22 protein-coding genes and 1 other RNA gene are annotated in these 14,314 nt (G+C 67.6%); 11 read left to right on the top strand and 12 right to left on the bottom strand.

The annotated features are described in order from the left end of the window. Nucleotides 1–41: 41 nt before the first annotated feature. The 4 genes from ACLBWH_RS04215 (at nucleotide 42) to ACLBWH_RS04200 (ending at nucleotide 2,108) form a co-directional block, all read left to right on the top strand. On the top strand, nucleotides 42–731 hold the full coding sequence (locus tag ACLBWH_RS04215; RefSeq protein WP_447796996.1) for an N-acetylmuramoyl-L-alanine amidase: 690 nt from the start codon (nucleotides 42–44) through the stop codon (nucleotides 729–731). Nucleotides 732–821: 90 nt separating this feature from the next. Next, an RNA gene (gene rnpB, locus ACLBWH_RS04210) (RNase P RNA component class A) lies at nucleotides 822–1,190 on the top strand. A gap of 43 nt (nucleotides 1,191–1,233) precedes the next feature. Continuing rightward, nucleotides 1,234–1,773, top strand: coding sequence for a J domain-containing protein (locus tag ACLBWH_RS04205; RefSeq protein ID WP_447796994.1), 540 nt, complete (start codon nucleotides 1,234–1,236; stop codon nucleotides 1,771–1,773). Beyond that, nucleotides 1,758–2,108, top strand: a complete 351-nt coding sequence (locus tag ACLBWH_RS04200) for a (2Fe-2S) ferredoxin domain-containing protein (RefSeq protein WP_447796992.1) — start codon at nucleotides 1,758–1,760, stop codon at nucleotides 2,106–2,108. The genes ACLBWH_RS04205 and ACLBWH_RS04200 overlap by 16 nt, the downstream gene beginning before the upstream one ends. A 9-nt stretch (nucleotides 2,109–2,117) precedes the next feature. Here ACLBWH_RS04200 and ACLBWH_RS04195 read toward each other — a convergent pair whose 3' ends face one another. The 9 genes from ACLBWH_RS04195 to ACLBWH_RS04155 form a co-directional block, all read right to left on the bottom strand. Continuing rightward, on the bottom strand, nucleotides 2,118–2,522 hold the full coding sequence (locus tag ACLBWH_RS04195) for a SufE family protein (RefSeq protein ID WP_322847540.1): 405 nt from the start codon (nucleotides 2,520–2,522) through the stop codon (nucleotides 2,118–2,120). 213 nt (nucleotides 2,523–2,735) lie between these two features. Further along, nucleotides 2,736–2,969 carry a hypothetical protein gene (locus ACLBWH_RS04190; protein ID WP_447796990.1) on the bottom strand — a complete coding sequence of 78 codons (234 nt, stop codon included), beginning with the start codon at nucleotides 2,967–2,969 and terminating at the stop codon, nucleotides 2,736–2,738. A 158-nt stretch (nucleotides 2,970–3,127) separates the two neighbouring features. Then, nucleotides 3,128–3,406 carry a hypothetical protein gene (locus ACLBWH_RS04185; protein WP_322847542.1) on the bottom strand — a complete coding sequence of 93 codons (279 nt, stop codon included), beginning with the start codon at nucleotides 3,404–3,406 and terminating at the stop codon, nucleotides 3,128–3,130. Between the two features lie 11 nt (nucleotides 3,407–3,417). Next, a complete protein-coding gene (locus tag ACLBWH_RS04180) occupies nucleotides 3,418–3,681 on the bottom strand; it encodes a hypothetical protein (protein ID WP_322847543.1) in 264 nt (87 codons plus the stop codon). A gap of 15 nt (nucleotides 3,682–3,696) precedes the next feature. Then, nucleotides 3,697–4,002, bottom strand: coding sequence for a hypothetical protein (locus tag ACLBWH_RS04175; RefSeq protein ID WP_322848043.1), 306 nt, complete (start codon nucleotides 4,000–4,002; stop codon nucleotides 3,697–3,699). A gap of 42 nt (nucleotides 4,003–4,044) precedes the next feature. Further along, complete coding sequence (pspC, locus tag ACLBWH_RS04170; protein WP_447796987.1) at nucleotides 4,045–4,419, bottom strand: envelope stress response membrane protein PspC; 375 nt, start codon at nucleotides 4,417–4,419, stop codon at nucleotides 4,045–4,047. Nucleotide 4,420: 1 nt separating this feature from the next. Beyond that, the gene (pspB, locus tag ACLBWH_RS04165; RefSeq protein ID WP_447796985.1) at nucleotides 4,421–4,690 is read right to left on the bottom strand and encodes an envelope stress response membrane protein PspB; all 270 of its coding nucleotides are present in this window, start codon (nucleotides 4,688–4,690) and stop codon (nucleotides 4,421–4,423) included. A gap of 1 nt (nucleotide 4,691) precedes the next feature. Further along, a complete protein-coding gene (gene pspA, locus ACLBWH_RS04160) occupies nucleotides 4,692–5,357 on the bottom strand; it encodes a phage shock protein PspA (protein ID WP_322847545.1) in 666 nt (221 codons plus the stop codon). Nucleotides 5,358–5,421: 64 nt separating this feature from the next. After that, the gene (locus tag ACLBWH_RS04155; RefSeq protein WP_322847546.1) at nucleotides 5,422–5,559 is read right to left on the bottom strand and encodes a hypothetical protein; all 138 of its coding nucleotides are present in this window, start codon (nucleotides 5,557–5,559) and stop codon (nucleotides 5,422–5,424) included. A gap of 175 nt (nucleotides 5,560–5,734) precedes the next feature. Here ACLBWH_RS04155 and pspF point away from each other — a divergent pair, with 175 nt between their 5' ends. Together pspF and ACLBWH_RS04145 are read left to right on the top strand one after the other, a co-directional pair. Continuing rightward, nucleotides 5,735–6,787, top strand: coding sequence for a phage shock protein operon transcriptional activator (gene pspF, locus ACLBWH_RS04150; RefSeq protein WP_447796983.1), 1,053 nt, complete (start codon nucleotides 5,735–5,737; stop codon nucleotides 6,785–6,787). A gap of 86 nt (nucleotides 6,788–6,873) precedes the next feature. Further along, complete coding sequence (locus ACLBWH_RS04145) at nucleotides 6,874–7,479, top strand: superoxide dismutase (RefSeq protein WP_447796981.1); 606 nt, start codon at nucleotides 6,874–6,876, stop codon at nucleotides 7,477–7,479. A gap of 143 nt (nucleotides 7,480–7,622) precedes the next feature. Here ACLBWH_RS04145 and ACLBWH_RS04140 read toward each other — a convergent pair whose 3' ends face one another. Genes ACLBWH_RS04140 through mtaB form a run of 3 tightly spaced genes read right to left on the bottom strand, consistent with a single transcriptional unit; the run spans nucleotide 7,623 to nucleotide 10,488 of the window. After that, nucleotides 7,623–8,261 (bottom strand): inner membrane-spanning protein YciB, encoded by a 639-nt coding sequence (locus tag ACLBWH_RS04140; RefSeq protein WP_447797479.1) that lies wholly within the window; start codon nucleotides 8,259–8,261, stop codon nucleotides 7,623–7,625. 38 nt (nucleotides 8,262–8,299) lie between these two features. Continuing rightward, on the bottom strand, nucleotides 8,300–9,238 hold the full coding sequence (gene ftsY / locus ACLBWH_RS04135; protein WP_322847548.1) for a signal recognition particle-docking protein FtsY: 939 nt from the start codon (nucleotides 9,236–9,238) through the stop codon (nucleotides 8,300–8,302). Further along, entirely contained in the window at nucleotides 9,235–10,488 is a 1,254-nt protein-coding gene (mtaB, locus tag ACLBWH_RS04130; RefSeq protein ID WP_447796980.1) for a tRNA (N(6)-L-threonylcarbamoyladenosine(37)-C(2))-methylthiotransferase MtaB, read from the bottom strand. Before mtaB ends, ftsY begins: the two co-directional genes overlap by 4 nt. 40 nt (nucleotides 10,489–10,528) lie before the next feature. On the opposite strand from mtaB, the gene ACLBWH_RS04125 reads away from it, so the two are divergent. The 5 genes from ACLBWH_RS04125 to rimM all read left to right on the top strand — a co-directional run bounded on the left by ACLBWH_RS04125 (nucleotide 10,529) and on the right by rimM (nucleotide 14,104). Then, nucleotides 10,529–11,062: a DUF924 family protein gene (locus tag ACLBWH_RS04125; RefSeq protein WP_447796978.1), complete on the top strand. Its 534-nt coding sequence runs from the start codon at nucleotides 10,529–10,531 to the stop codon at nucleotides 11,060–11,062. Between the two features lie 390 nt (nucleotides 11,063–11,452). Then, the gene (ffh, locus tag ACLBWH_RS04120) at nucleotides 11,453–12,961 is read left to right on the top strand and encodes a signal recognition particle protein (RefSeq protein ID WP_447796976.1); all 1,509 of its coding nucleotides are present in this window, start codon (nucleotides 11,453–11,455) and stop codon (nucleotides 12,959–12,961) included. Between the two features lie 40 nt (nucleotides 12,962–13,001). Continuing rightward, entirely contained in the window at nucleotides 13,002–13,433 is a 432-nt protein-coding gene (gene rpsP / locus ACLBWH_RS04115) for a 30S ribosomal protein S16 (RefSeq protein ID WP_447796974.1), read from the top strand. A 58-nt stretch (nucleotides 13,434–13,491) separates the two neighbouring features. Further along, nucleotides 13,492–13,638, top strand: a complete 147-nt coding sequence (locus ACLBWH_RS04110; protein ID WP_322847553.1) for a hypothetical protein — start codon at nucleotides 13,492–13,494, stop codon at nucleotides 13,636–13,638. Continuing rightward, a complete protein-coding gene (gene rimM / locus ACLBWH_RS04105) occupies nucleotides 13,601–14,104 on the top strand; it encodes a ribosome maturation factor RimM (protein ID WP_447796972.1) in 504 nt (167 codons plus the stop codon). The genes ACLBWH_RS04110 and rimM overlap by 38 nt, the downstream gene beginning before the upstream one ends. Nucleotides 14,105–14,314: the final 210 nt, after the last annotated feature.

Here is a 14,314-nt window from a genome sequence, read left to right as displayed (position 1 = left end):
TCCCCCTTACGCATCCGTTCGGCCTTCGCTAGGCTGCGCAGATGACAATCCTCGACACGCCCTCGCCGAACTTCGACGAGCGGTCGCTGCCGATCACCATGATCGTGCTGCATTATACCGGCATGCAGGATGGCCCGTCCGCGCTGGCGCGGCTGCGCGATCCCGAGGCGAAGGTGTCCGCGCATTATCTGATCGAGGAGGACGGCACCGTCTGCCGGCTGGTCGCCGAGGAGATGCGCGCTTGGCATGCCGGCCGTTCGCATTGGCGCGGCATCACCGACATTAATTCCGCGAGCGTCGGGATCGAGATCGTCAATCCCGGCCACGAATGGGGCTATCGCCCGTTCACCGAGGAACAGATCGACGCGCTGATCCCGCTGGTCGCGGCGATCAAGGACCGCCACGGCATCACCCGCGGCAATATCGTCGGCCATTCGGACATCGCACCCGCCCGCAAGCGCGATCCCGGCGAGCTGTTCCCCTGGTATCGCCTCGCCAAGCTGCGCCTCGCGCTGCCGCGGCCGACGCGCAACCTGATGGACCCGATGTGGCCGCAGGCCGGCTTCCTGCTCGCGCTCGAACGCTTCGGCTATGACGTCAGCGAACCGATGGCGGCGATCATGGCGTTCCAGCGCCGCTACCGCCCCGAACTGGTCGATGGCGAGATCGACGCCGAATGCCGGATGATCCTGCTCGCGCTGCTGCTTCCCAAACCGCAGGGGGATGACTGATCTTGCTGAACGCTGCGGTAGAGCAGCGTTCAGGGGGTGCGGGCCGGCACCGCTTCCCTAGCGCGTGTTCCCGCGCTAGGGCGACCGGCGTCAGAGGGTCGGGCGGCCGCGGGTATCCCTTGGGATACGCGAGGAAAGTCCGGGCTCCGCGAAACGACGGTGCCGGGTAACGCCCGGCGGGGGCGACCCCAGGGAAAGTGCCACAGAGAGCAGACGGCGCCGGCTTCGGCCACGCCACGGTGAAAGGGTGCGGTAAGAGCGCACCGCGCGCCTGGTAACAGGGGCGGCACGGCAAACCCCACCGGGAGCAAGACCGAATAGGGGCGGCACATGGGCTTCGTTTCAGCTCGTCGCCCGGGTTGGTTGCTGGAGGCGGCGCGCGAGCGTCGTCCTAGAGGAATGGTCGCCTATCCCCCGCAAGGGGGTGGACAGAACCCGGCTTACAGACCCTCTGACATCACGCCCCCGTTGCGCCGCGCCGTCCAAGGCTTATGTGATCCCGATGGCGCGCAGCACATCTCGTTCGAACGATTGGGGGTTCCCGCGCTGGCGCGGCTATGGCTCGGGCCGCGAGACGACGACGGTGCGCATTTGCGACCGCCACGGCTGCGACGAGCCGGGCAATTGCCCGGCGCCCAAATCGCCCAACAGCCCTGACCGCTGGTATTTCTGCGCGACACACGCGGGCGAATACAATCGCGGCTGGAATTATTTCGAGGGGTTGTCCGCCGAAGAGGCGGCGCAGCGCGAGGCGTCGGAGACGAGCACCGCGTCCGGCTACGCCAATGCCAGCCATTACGCCTGGGGCGGGTCGGGCGACGGCAGCCGATCGCGCGACGAGATGCACGCGCTGGAGGCGCTGGGGCTCGACACCGACGCGGATTTCGACGCGGTGAAGACGGCGTGGCGCAAGCTCGCCAAGGAGAACCATCCGGACATCCGCCCCGGCGACAGCAACGCCGCGGTCCGCTTCCAGGCGGTGCAGGCGGCCTATGAGGTGTTGCGCGCGGCGGAGGAGCGGCGCGAGTGGCGCCCCCGCTGAAGCAGGTGCCCAGCGCCTGGCAGGGCGCGATCCTGGTCTGCGGCAAATGTTCGAAGAAGCTCGACGGCGGCTTCGGCAAGAAGCGGCGCACGCCGCTCGCCAAGGTGCTGCGCAGGATCCTCGGCGTGGGGAAGGGGCGCAAGGCGACGCTCGGCGTGGTCGAGACGCGCTGCCTCGGCCTGTGCCCGCGCGACGCGGTCGCGATGATCGACGGCCGCGCGCCGGGGACGTGGCTGGTGGTGCCGAAGGACGCCGATGTCGCCGAACTGGCGGCGCGGCTGCATCGGCCGTCGCGGTCTCACGATGCCGCCAAGGACCCGGCCCCGACGGCGTGAGCCGCACCGCTAGACGTAGCGCGCTGCCGTCTCGCGGATCAGCGCGATCATGTTGGGAATGCCCTGCGTCCGGTTCGAGCTGAGCTGGTTCTTGAGGTCGAACGGCGCCAGCTCGCCCTCGATGTCCGCGGCGGCGACCGCCGGCGGCGCGCCGTCCTGCACCGTCAGCAGCACCAGCGCGATGATCCCCTTGGTGATCGCCGCATTGCTGTCGGCGAGGAAGTGGAGCGTGCCGTCCTCGCGCCGTGTTGGATAGACCCACACCGACGCCGAACAGCCGCGCACCAGCGTCGCCTCGGTCTTCAGCGCATCGGGCATCGGCTCGAGCGTGCGGCCGAGATCGATCAACAGGCGATAGCGATCGTCGGCATCGAGGAAGTCGTATTCGTCGCGGATCTCGGCGATGCTGGTCATGCAGGCGGCGGTACAGGCGGGGGCGGGGAGGGGCAACCGTCGGAAAGCCTCAACCCCTTCGTCATCGCGGCGAAAGCCGGAACCCATGGTCGCGGGCGGGCGGTAAGGGCGCGCTATCGCCGATCTCGTCATATCCATGGGTCCCGGCGTTCGCCGGGATGACGAAGGGGATAGCGCAGTCCCGTACCCACGCCACCGCCATCATCCGGGTGCCTACAGATCCACCCCGGCGGCGATCGCCTCCAGCTTGCGGATGCGCTCCTTCAGATCGGCGATCTCGATCCGCGAGCCAGCGGAAGGGCCGGACGGGATCGGCGCCTGGGCGTCGAGCTGCTGGTGTTTGAGCGCCAGCCAGCCGCGCCAGCCCGACAGGCAGGCGGTGACGAGCATCGCCAGCCCGGCCAGCGCCACCAGCGAGAGAGTGAGATAGACGTTGGGATCGGTCATGATCGGCCTCCGTTGGCGGTTGCGCAGCGCGTGATCTCGCGGTCGGGACCGGCGGCTGCGGGTGTCGGTGATGATGCGCGCCACCATCCGGGCGCGTTCGTCGCGTCGCTCCGCCACGGGGACGAAGCCATCATATCGGTAGTCGCGGGTATCGGTGTTCAGTTGATCGGCAGGCGACCGGGCCGCGCATCGCGCAGCGTCTCGATCTCCTGCGCCAGATCGGCGCCGCGATCGGTGACGATGCGTTCGAGGACGCGGACCCGCTCCTCCAGCCGCTCGGTTTGGGCGGCATATTGCGCCGCCTTTTCCGCAACCTTGTCCGCCTCGATCTCCATCCGGCGCTGCTGGAGCGCGAACCACGGCTTGACGAAGACGCCGCCGAAGATCGCGAGCAGGCCGCAGGAGATGCCGAGGATCGGGATCATCAAAGGGGTCATTGGTCCGTCCTTCAGCTGGCGCGCAATTGGTCGATTTCGTGGCCGAGCCGGTGCGCGCGGTCGGTGACGATGCTCTCGACGGTCGCCAGCCGCTCCTGCAGCCGGTCGATCTGGCCGATGCGGCGGGCGTTCTCGGCGTCGAGCAGGTCGATGTTCTGGCGCGCCTCCAGATCGGGGGCGACGGTCGCCTGGCGCACCTTGCGGCGGCCGTACCATTGGATGGCGAGCGTGATCGCCGCGCCCAGGATCATACAGAAGACGTGATCGGGACCCATGATGCCGGTTCCTTGCTATTTGTCGCGGAGCGCTTCGATCTCGCGAGCGGTGCGCTCGGCGGGATCGGTGGCGATGCGTTCGAGGACGGCGATCCGTTCCTCCAGCCGGCTGACCTGGCCGGTCAGCTTGTCGTTCTCGTTGCTGAGCAGCATGATCTTGCGCTCAGCTTCGATATCCTCGCCGGCGGTGCCGCGCGTGCGGCGGCGGCTGCGGCGGCCTTCGTCCTCGATCGGGTAGCCATGCTTGGCCTTGACCCAGGTGGTGAAGGCGTGGCGCGCACTGATCGCACCGACGACGCCGACCGGCACCATCCAACCCATGTCCATCGTGATTCTCCCTGAACCTGCCGCGCGAGTCGTTGCTCAGCGCAGGCTGTCGATTTCCTCGGCCAGCCGGCTGTTGCGGCTGGTGTAATGCAGCTCGATGTCGGCGAGCCGGCGATCGATGTCGCGGAACTTGCTGCGCACCTCGGTGGTGGAGCGCTTGGGATTGGTCCGCACGCCCTGCCAGAATTTCGCGTCTTCCTGCGTCTCGTAGAGGCCGATCGGCTTCTTCGGCGCCAGCCAGCCCGCCGCGACATAAGCGACGAACACCCAGCCCGAGGTCGCCAGCGTCAGCACGATCATCGCGACGCGGACGAGCGTGATGTCGAAGCCGGTGTAATCCGCGATCCCGGCACAGACGCCGAGCCACTTGCCTTCCTGCTTGTCGACGTAGAATTTGGTGCGCGCGGACATCTCAGTTCCTCCGGTCGATCTGATAAGGGGTGGACTGGTGCGGGGCGTTCAGGCCCGGCTTGAAGTCCGGATTGTCGGCGGCGACGATCCGCTCGACGGTGTTGAGGCGGTCTTCGAGGCGGCGGGCGAGATTGAACATCTCGTCGAGCAGCTTCTCGTCCTCGTCGGTGATCTTCGGTGCCTGTTTCCATTTGGTGATATAGTGGAAGATCAGCCACGGCAGACCGATGAAGAGGATCGTGATCGCGAAGAAGGGAATGACTTCTTCCATCTCAATCCTCCTTCTTCATGCGTGCCTTCAGCGCGGCGAGTTCGGCGTCGACCTTGTCGCTGGCGCGCAGCTCGGCGATCTCCTCCTCAAGGCTCTTCGGCGCGCCCAGGCCCAGCGCCTCGGCGCGGCCCTCGGCATCGTCGACGCGGCGTTCGAGGATGTCGAAGCGGCTGAACGCCTCGTGCGTCTTCGGCCCCGAATACATCTCGCGCAGACGATAGCGGTTGTTGGCGCTCTCCAGCCGGGTCTGGACGTTCGACTGTTTGGTACGCGCCTCGGTCAGCTTCTTCTGAAGCTTGGCGATATCCTCTTCGGACGCGCGCAGCGCATCGTCGAGCACCTTGACCTCGATCTTGAGCTGCTCGGCCATGTCGGCGGCCTTCTGCTTCTCGACCAGCGCCGCCTTGGCGAGGTCCTCGCGGTCCTTGCTCAGCGCCAGCTCGGCCTTTTCGGTCCAGCTGTCCTGAAGCTGTTCCAGCTTGCTGATATGGCGCCGCATCTCCTTCTGGTCGGCGATCGTGCGCGCCGCGGAAGCGCGGACCTCGACCAGCGTCTCCTCCATTTCGAGGATGATCATGCGGATCATCTTCGCCGGATCTTCGGCCTTTTCGAGCAGATCGGCGAAGTTGGCGGCGACGATGTCGCGGGTGCGGGAAAAAATGCCCATCGGTATCGGTGCTCCTGAATACGGGCCGGGGGGCGCTACGCGTGCCCGCCGGTTTGGGACCGCTTTACGCCGTCTGGCGGGCGGTCGCCACGGTCTGGCTCCCTCCCGTCGCCGGGCCGACCGCGCCAGCGACGCAGGTGGCGCTGAACAGGACGGTGCAGGCGACGGCGGCGAGCTTGCGGGCGATCTCGGACTTGAACATGGTAACCTCCTGATTTTCTGAACCTTGTCACCACCGTGCGGCGGTATGCCAGGAACATTGCAGGGAGCGTGCCAATTCCGAAAACGGCGGATTTGCGTCGATTTTCGGTGTCTTAGATTAGCAAGGCACGGATGAACGCTTGCGTAACGTTGGCGTTTTCCGCCAGATGTTGGCGATGGAACGCACCTCGCAAGTCATCGGCCAATCGGGGGCCTTTCTGGACGCGCTGGAACGGGCCAGCCGCGCCGCCGCGCTCGACCGGCCGGTGCTGGTGATCGGCGAGCGCGGCACCGGCAAGGAGCTGGTCGCCGAGCGTCTCCACCGCCTGTCGCCGCGCTGGGACCAGCCGCTCGTCGTGATGAACTGCGCCGCGCTTCCCGAGTCGCTGATCGAGGCGGAATTGTTCGGCCATGAGGCGGGCGCGTTCACCGGCGCGACCAAGGCGCGCACCGGCCGGTTCGAGGAGGCGCATCGCGGCACCTTGTTCCTCGACGAATTGGGGACGCTGTCGATGGCGGCGCAGGACCGGCTGCTGCGCGCGGTCGAATATGGCGAGATCACCCGGATCGGATCGTCGCGCCCGCTGCGCGTCGACGTCCGCATCGTCGCGGCGACCAACGAGCATCTGCCCGACAAGGTCGACCGTCACGAATTCCGCGCCGACCTGCTCGACCGGTTGTCGTTCGAGGTGGTGACGCTGCCGCCGCTGCGTGCGCGGTCGGGTGACATCGCGGTGCTCGCCGATCATTTCGGCCGGCGGATGGCGTCGGAGATCGGCTGGGACCGCTGGCCCGGCTTCGGTCCGCGCGCGCTCGACCAGTTGCTCAACTATCGCTGGCCCGGCAACGTCCGCGAGTTGCGCAACGTGGTCGAGCGCGCGGTCTATCGCTGGGAGAACGACGGGCCGGTAGACGCGATCGAGATCGATCCCTTCGCTTCCCCCTTCCGGCCGCAGGGTGGCCCCGGCGGCGGCCCGGGCAAGGCGCCCGCCGCCGATGCGCCGGTCGCCGACCGGCCGGTGCCCGAGGACAGCCCGGTCGCCGCCTGCGACGCCGGCCCGTCGGACTTCAAATCGCGCGTCGCCGGTTTCGAGCGCGAATTGCTCGCCCGCGCGCTCGCCGAGCATCGCTTCAACCAGCGTGCCACGGCGGAGGCTTTGGGGCTCAGCTACGACCAGCTTCGCCATGCACTGCGACGACACGAACTGATCAACGCGACGGGCTCGTGACGCTTGCGTAACGGCATGGGAGCGTTAGGCCGGCTTTTGCGTTAACGCGGGGACGACATCGTCCCTATCCAAGAGGAGCCTTTCCCATGGCATTCGAACTGCCGCCGCTGCCGTATGACTATGACGCGCTGGAACCGGTCATCTCCAAGGAAACGATGACCTTCCACCACGACAAGCATCACGCAGCCTATACCGCCAAGCTCAACGAGGGCGTCGCCGCCGATTCGAGCCTCGAAGGCCTGTCGATCGAGGACATCCTCGGCCGCATCTCGTCGCTGCCGCCGCTCGTCCGCAACAATGGCGGTGGCTATTGGAACCACGATTTCTTCTGGAAGATCATGGGGCCCAAGGGCTCGACGCAGCCGTCGGGCGCGCTCAAGGAGGCGATCGACGCCTATGGAGGGCTGGACAAGCTGAAGGAAGACTTCAACACCAAGGGTGCGGGCCAGTTCGGGTCTGGCTGGGCCTGGGTCATCAAGGATTTGAGCGGCGCGCTCAAGGTCACCTCGACGCCCAATCAGGACAATCCGCTGATGGACGACGCCAAGGACAAGGGCACGCCCATCCTCGGCAACGACGTGTGGGAACACGCATATTACCTCACCTACAAGAACGACCGGCCGGGCTATCTCAAGGCGTGGTGGGACGTGGTGAACTGGGACGAGGCCGGCAAGCGCTTCGACGCGGCGTAACCTTCAACTCCTCCCCGCTTGGCGGGGAGGGGGACCAGCCGCAGGCTGGTGGAGGGGGGCTTCCGCAGACGGTGTGCTGCGTGGCGATCCCCCTCCACCACCGGCTTCGCCGGCGGTCCCCCTCCCCGTGCCGGGGAGGACATTTACTCCGGCGGAATACCTGCCTGCGGGTCTTCCGTATTCAGCCCGTGCCGCAGTAGCATCGGGATGTTCGCGAAGGCGAACAGCAACGTGAGCGGGATCGCACCCCACAATTTGAACCCGACCCAGAAATCCCAATTGGTGTTGCGCCACACCGCCTCGTTCAGGGCGGCCATACCGACGAAGAACAGCGCCCAGTTGCGCGTCAGCTTGCGCCAGCCGTCGGCGTTGAGCCCCGGATAGGCGGTGCCGAGCAGCCCCTGCAGCAACGGCCGCCCGGTGATGAGGCCGAAGGCGAGTACCGCGGCGAACATGCCGTAGACGAAGCTCGGCTTCATCTGGATGAACTTGGGATCGTGGAACCAGACGGTCAGCCCGCCGAAGACGACGACGAACCCGCCGGAAATCCACAGCATCGGCGAAATCGTGCCGAGCCGCGACTTCGACACCACCATCGCGATCACGGTGGCGATGACGAAGGCGGTGGTCGCGACGATCACCTTGGCGATCACCAGCGCGCCGGCGCGATCGAGGTCGGAGAGGAACCCCGTCCCCGACGCGACGATCTGCATCGCGAGGCTCGCGGGGAAGAGGAAGTTGACCGCGAAGAAGACGAGCAGCGGGCCGTATTCGACCCCCATCCGCAGGCCGGGAGAGGATTGCTGGGTCGTGCCGCCGCTCACTTGCGTACCCCCTGATCGACACCGGCGATGATCCGCGCCACCTCGTTGGCGTCGAACGGCCTGAGGTCGGTCATGCCTTCGCCGACGCCGATCGCATGGATCGGCAGCCCGTATTTCTCCGCCGCCGCGACCAGCACGCCGCCGCGCGCGGTGCCGTCGAGCTTGGTCATCACAAGCCCCGTGACCCCGGCGACCTCCTTGAACACCTCGATCTGCGACAGCGCATTCTGGCCCGTCGTCGCATCGAGGACGAGCACGACGTCATGCGGGCTCGCCGGGTTGATCCGCCCGAGCACGCGGCGGATCTTGGCGAGTTCGTCCATCAGCTCGCGCTTGTTCTGCAGGCGCCCGGCGGTGTCGACGATCAGCACGTCGATGCCGGTCTCGGTCGCCTTCTTGACCGCGTCCCAGACGACGCCGGCGGCATCGCCGCCTTCCGGCCCGGTGACGATCGGCACACCGACCCGATCGGCCCAGGTGCGCAACTGGCCGATCGCCGCGGCGCGGAACGTGTCGCCCGCCGCGAGCATCACGCCGTAATCCTGCTCCATCAGCAGATGCGCGAGCTTGGCGATCGTCGTCGTCTTGCCCGATCCGTTGACGCCGATGACGAGGATCACCTGCGGCCGCGGGAAGGCGGTCACCTCGAGCGGGGTGGCGACGCGCGCGAGCGCCTTCTCGACCTCTTCGGCGACGATGAGGCGGATGCCCAGCTCTTCCATGTTGCGCTCGAACGTCCCCTCGGCGAGGCGGGTGCGGATCTTGCCCGCGGTGTCGGGGCCGAGGTCGGAGGCGATCAGCGCCTCCTCGACCTCGTCGAGCGTCGCATCGTCGAGCCGCGCGCCGCCGAGGCCCGCCAGATTGCCGACCAGCCGGTCGGAGGTCTTCTTGAAGCCGCCGAGCAGCCGCTCGTGCCATGTCGGTGTGGTGCTCATATTATCGTACCTAGCAGATGGGTGTCGGTGGCGGCGGTGATGCGGACGGCGACGAGGTCGCCGGGGCGGGCGGGGGCGGGGGCGGGGGCGGGGGCGAGGCGGACCTCCGCGAAATTCCCCGCATGGCCGCGGTCGCCGGGGCGTTCGAGCAGCACCTGCTGCACCGACCCGACCTGCGCCGCCAGCCACGCCGCCTTGCGCCGCGCCGCCGCGGCCCGCAATCGCTCGGCGCGCGCGCGGAGCGCGCCGGCATCGACCTGCGGCATCCGTGCCGCCGGCGTGCCGGCGCGCGGCGAATAGGGAAAGATGTGGCCGTGGACGATGTCGGCGTCGTCGATCAGCGCCAGCGTATCGGCGAACATGCCCTCGTCCTCGGTCGGGAAGCCGGCGATCAGGTCGGCGCCGATCGCCAGCTCCGGCCGCGCCGCCTTCAGCCGCGCCACCGTCGCCACCGCCTGCGCGCGGCTGTGCCGCCGCTTCATCCGCTTGAGGATCAGGTCGTTGCCCGCCTGGAAGGAGAGGTGGAGATGCGGCATCACCCGCGCCTCGCCGGTAACCAGCTCGAACAGGCGTTCGTCGATCTCGATCGAATCGAGCGACGACAGCCGCAGCCGCGCCAGCTTCGGCACGTGGCGCAGGATCCGCTCGACCAGCATCCCCAGCGTCGGCGCGCCGGGCAGGTCGTGGCCGTAGCTCGTCAAGTCGACCCCGGTCAGCACCATTTCCGCGTGACCGGCGTCGACCAGCCCCGCGATCCGCTCGACCACCGCCCCCGCCGGCACCGACCGGCTCGGGCCGCGGCCGAACGGGATCGCGCAGAAGGTGCAGCGATGATCGCAGCCGTTCTGCACCTCGACGAAGGCGCGGGCATGGCCGGTGAAGCTCGCGGCGAGATGCGGTGCGGTCTCGCGCAACTGCATGATGTCGCCGACCACGACGGGCGCGAGGCTGTCCCACGCCGCGGGCAGCAGTTTCTCGCCATTGCCGATCACCCGGTCGACCTCGGGCATCGCCGCGAAGCCGGCGGGGTCGAGCTGCGCCGCACAGCCGGTGACGACCAGTTCGGCGCCGGGCCGTGCGCGGCGGGCGCGGCGGATCGCGACGCGCGTCGCCTTGACCGCCGCATGGGTCACCGCGCAGGAGTTGACGACCACGGTATCGCGCCCGGCGATGAGCGTCCGGATCGTTTCGCTCTCGGCGATGTTGAGGCGGCAGCCGAGGGAGATCACCTCTGGCGCGGGAGCAGACATGGCGGGCGATTTAGTCAACGAAGGGACCCAAGTCCATGACATGGCGTCCGCGGTGCTCGACTTCTGGTTCGGGCTGACCAGCGAGGCGCAATTCGCCAAGGACGATTCCCTGGACCGGACGATCGCCGAACGGTTCGGCGCGATGCGCGACGGCGTGCTGCGTGCGCGGGCGGAAGGGTGGCGCGACGATCCCGATGCCTTGCTCGCCGCGATCATCCTGCTCGATCAATTCTCGCGCAACCTGCACCGCGGTTCGGCGGAGGCTTATGCGGCGGACGGGCTCGCGCTGGAACTCACCCGCACCGCGATCGGCCAGGGCTGGGACGAGCGTTATCCGCCCGATCGCCGCGTCTTCCTCTACATGCCGCTGATGCACGCCGAAGATATCGCGATGCAGGACCTGTCGGTCGCGAAGTTCGAATCGCTGGGGATCGCGGAGAACATCGCCTTCGCCCACAACCACCGCGACGTGATCGCGCGCTACGGCCGCTTCCCCAGCCGCAACGCCGATCTGGCGCGCGAATCGACTGGCGCGGAGGAGGCCTATCTCGCGCAGTCGGATGCGGGCTGGTAACGCGTCCCCCTCTCGTCATCCCACCCCCTCTCGTCATCCCACCCCCTCCTCTCGTCATTTCGGCGAAAGCCGGGACCCATGGACACGATGTGGAGGCGGTTTCGCGCAACGACGACTTCACCGCATCCATGGGTCCCGGCGTCCGCCGGGATGACGAAGGGGGAGGATGACGAAGGGGGAGGGTGACGAAGGGAGAGCGGTGGCTCTGTCTTCGCATCGCCCAACTGCCGAAAACCACCAACCTTGCACCCCGCCGCGATTTCGCCTAAGGCCCCCACACGTTCCTCCACGGAATGCGATCGATGAAGCGCCCACGGGTGCACGCTGGCCGGCGAGGTTTCGCCCGCCGGCGTCTTTTGCGTTGCGTGGCTTGATGAGGGTTTCGAGGCGATGTTCGACAGTCTGAGCGACCGGCTAGGCGGGGTATTCGACCGCCTGCGTGGCCGTGGCGCGCTGACCGAGGCCGATGTGCGGACCGCGATGCGCGAAGTGCGCGTCGCGCTGCTCGAGGCCGACGTCGCGCTGCCGGTGGCGCGCAGCTTCGTCGACAAGGTCACCGAACAGGCGGTCGGCCAGAACGTGCTGCGCTCGGTCACGCCGGGGCAGCAGGTCGTCAAGATCGTCAACGACGCGCTGGTCGAGATGCTCGGCGCCGACGCGTCCGAACTCGAACTGGCGGTGACGCCGCCCGCCGTCATCATGATGGTCGGCCTGCAGGGTTCGGGCAAGACGACGACCACCGCCAAGATCGCCAAGCGCCTCGTCGCACGCGACCGCAAGAAGGTGCTGATGGCGTCGCTCGACGTCAATCGCCCCAATGCGCAGGAGCAGCTCGCGACGCTCGGCACGCAGATCGAGGTGGCGACGCTGCCGATCGTCGCCGGCCAGCAGCCGGTCGACATCGCTCGCCGCGCGCTCCAGGCCGCCAAGCTGCAGGGCTATGACGTCCTGATGCTCGACACCGCCGGTCGCCTGCACGTCGATCAGGCGCTGATGGACGAGATGAAGGCGGTGGCGGAGATCGCCACGCCGCAGGAAATCCTGCTCGTCGTCGATTCGCTGACCGGCCAGGACGCGGTCAACGTCGCGCAGAACTTCTCCGAACAGGTGCCGCTCACCGGCGTCGTGCTGACCCGGATGGACGGCGATGCACGCGGCGGTGCCGCATTGTCGATGCGCGCCGTCACCGGCAAGCCGATCAAATTCGCCGGCACCGGCGAAAAGCTCGACGCGCTCGAGGCCTTCCACCCCAGCCGCGTCGCCGGCCGCATCCTCGGCATGGGCGACGTCGTCAGCCTCGTCGAGCGCGCCGCCGAATCGATCCAGCAGGAAGACGCCGAGCGGATGACCGCGCGGCTCGCCAAGGGTCAGTTCGACATGAACGACCTGCGCGGCCAGCTCGAACAGATGCGCCGCATGGGTGGCCTCGGCGCGCTCGCCGGCATGATGCCGGGGATGAAGAAGGCGCAAGGCGCGCTCGCCACCGCGGGCGGCGACAAGATGCTCATCCATATGGAAGCGATGATCGGCTCGATGACGCTGAAGGAGCGCGCCAAGCCCGAACTCATCAACGCCAAACGCAAGATCCGCATCGCCAAGGGCTCCGGCACGACGGTGCAGGAGGTCAACAAGGTCCTGAAGATGCATCAGGAAATGTCGACCGCCATGAAGAAGATCAAAAAGATGGGCGGTCTCAAGGGCATGATGGCGATGCTCGGCAAGGGCGGCATGGGTGGCCTCGGCAATGCCCTGGGCGGCGCCGGCCTCGGCGAGATGATGGAGAAAGCCGGGGGTGGGGCCGGCGGCGGTCTGCCCAAGGGTCTTCCCGGCCTCGGCGGCGGCCAGGACGGCATGCCCAAGCTGCCGCCCGGCTTCGAAAATCTTCTCAAGAAGAAATAACAGATCAACGTAACCGACTTAGAACGAAGGAATATCTACAATGGCACTTAGCATTCGCCTGTCGCGCGGTGGCTCCAAGAAGCGTCCCTATTACCGCATCGTCGTCGCCGATGCGCGCTCGCCCCGCGACGGCAAGTTCATCGAGAAGATCGGCAACTACAACCCGCTGCTCGCCAAGGACGCCGAGAACCGCATCGTGCTCGACGCCGAGCGCGCCAAATACTGGCTGTCGAACGGCGCGCAGCCGACCGACCGCGTCGCCCGCTTCCTCGACGTCGCTGGCGTCCGTGAGCGCGCCGCGCGCTCGAACCCGAACAAGGGCAAGCCCGGCGAGAAGGCCACCGAGCGCGCCGAGGAGCGTGCCGAGAAGCTGAAGGCGCAGGAAGAGGCCGCAGCGGCCGCCGCCGCCGCCCCGGCCGTCGAGGAGGCTCCGGCCGACGACGCCGAGACCGCCGAGACCACCGAGGCGTAAGCATCGAAAGCCGGCCATGGTGCGTTGACCGCCTCCAGTACGAAGGAGTTGACGCATCATGGCCATCGATCCCGATCCCCGCACCGCCGCCGACGATCTCGACGACGCTGCCACCGACGACGCCACCAACCAGGGCGTGTCGGCGACCGAACCCGCAGAGGGAAACGATGATGCCCCAGCAGGAGACGGCGGATCGCCGGGCTGAGCCCAGCGTCACGCTGGCGGTCGTGATCGGCGCGCATGGCGTCAACGGCCAGGTCCGCCTCAAGGTCTTCGCCGAGGATTTCGGCAGCTACAAGAGCTTCAACGGCGGTACGCTGACGCTGAAGTCGGCGCAGGCCGGCAACAACGGCCTGATCGTGCGCTTCGCCGAGGTCGCCGATCGCAACGCCGCCGAGGCGCTCCGCGGCACGGAACTCACCGTGCCGCGCTCGGCGCTGCCGCCGCTGGCGGAGGGCGAATATTATCATGCCGATCTGCTGAACCTGCCCGCAGTGTCGACCGACGGCGACGCGCTCGGGCAGGTCGTGCTGATCGAGAATTTCGGCGCGGGCGACGTGCTCGAGATCGAGCGTCCCGACGGCAAGCGCTTCATGGTCCCGATGAACGCCGACGCGGTGCCCGACTGGGACGCCGACCGGCTGGTGGTGAACGCCGACTTCGTCGAGTGATGCGGCGTTTTCGCCGGTGTTTGCATGGAGTTTGACCGGACGAGTTTTGAATGACGCCGCTGGCCTCGACCAGCCGGACCCCATCGACATTCAGCTTGTGGATTAAGAAAATTCCTCCCCCGCCAGGGGGAGGTGGCATGCCGCAGGCATGACGGAGGGGGAGGACACGGAACGCAAGTCGTCGCTTACCTCCCCCCGTCACGGCTTCGC

The organism is Sphingomonas sp. M6A6_1c, assembly GCF_053345135.1.
This window is presented reverse-complemented; position numbering and strand designations above follow the sequence as displayed.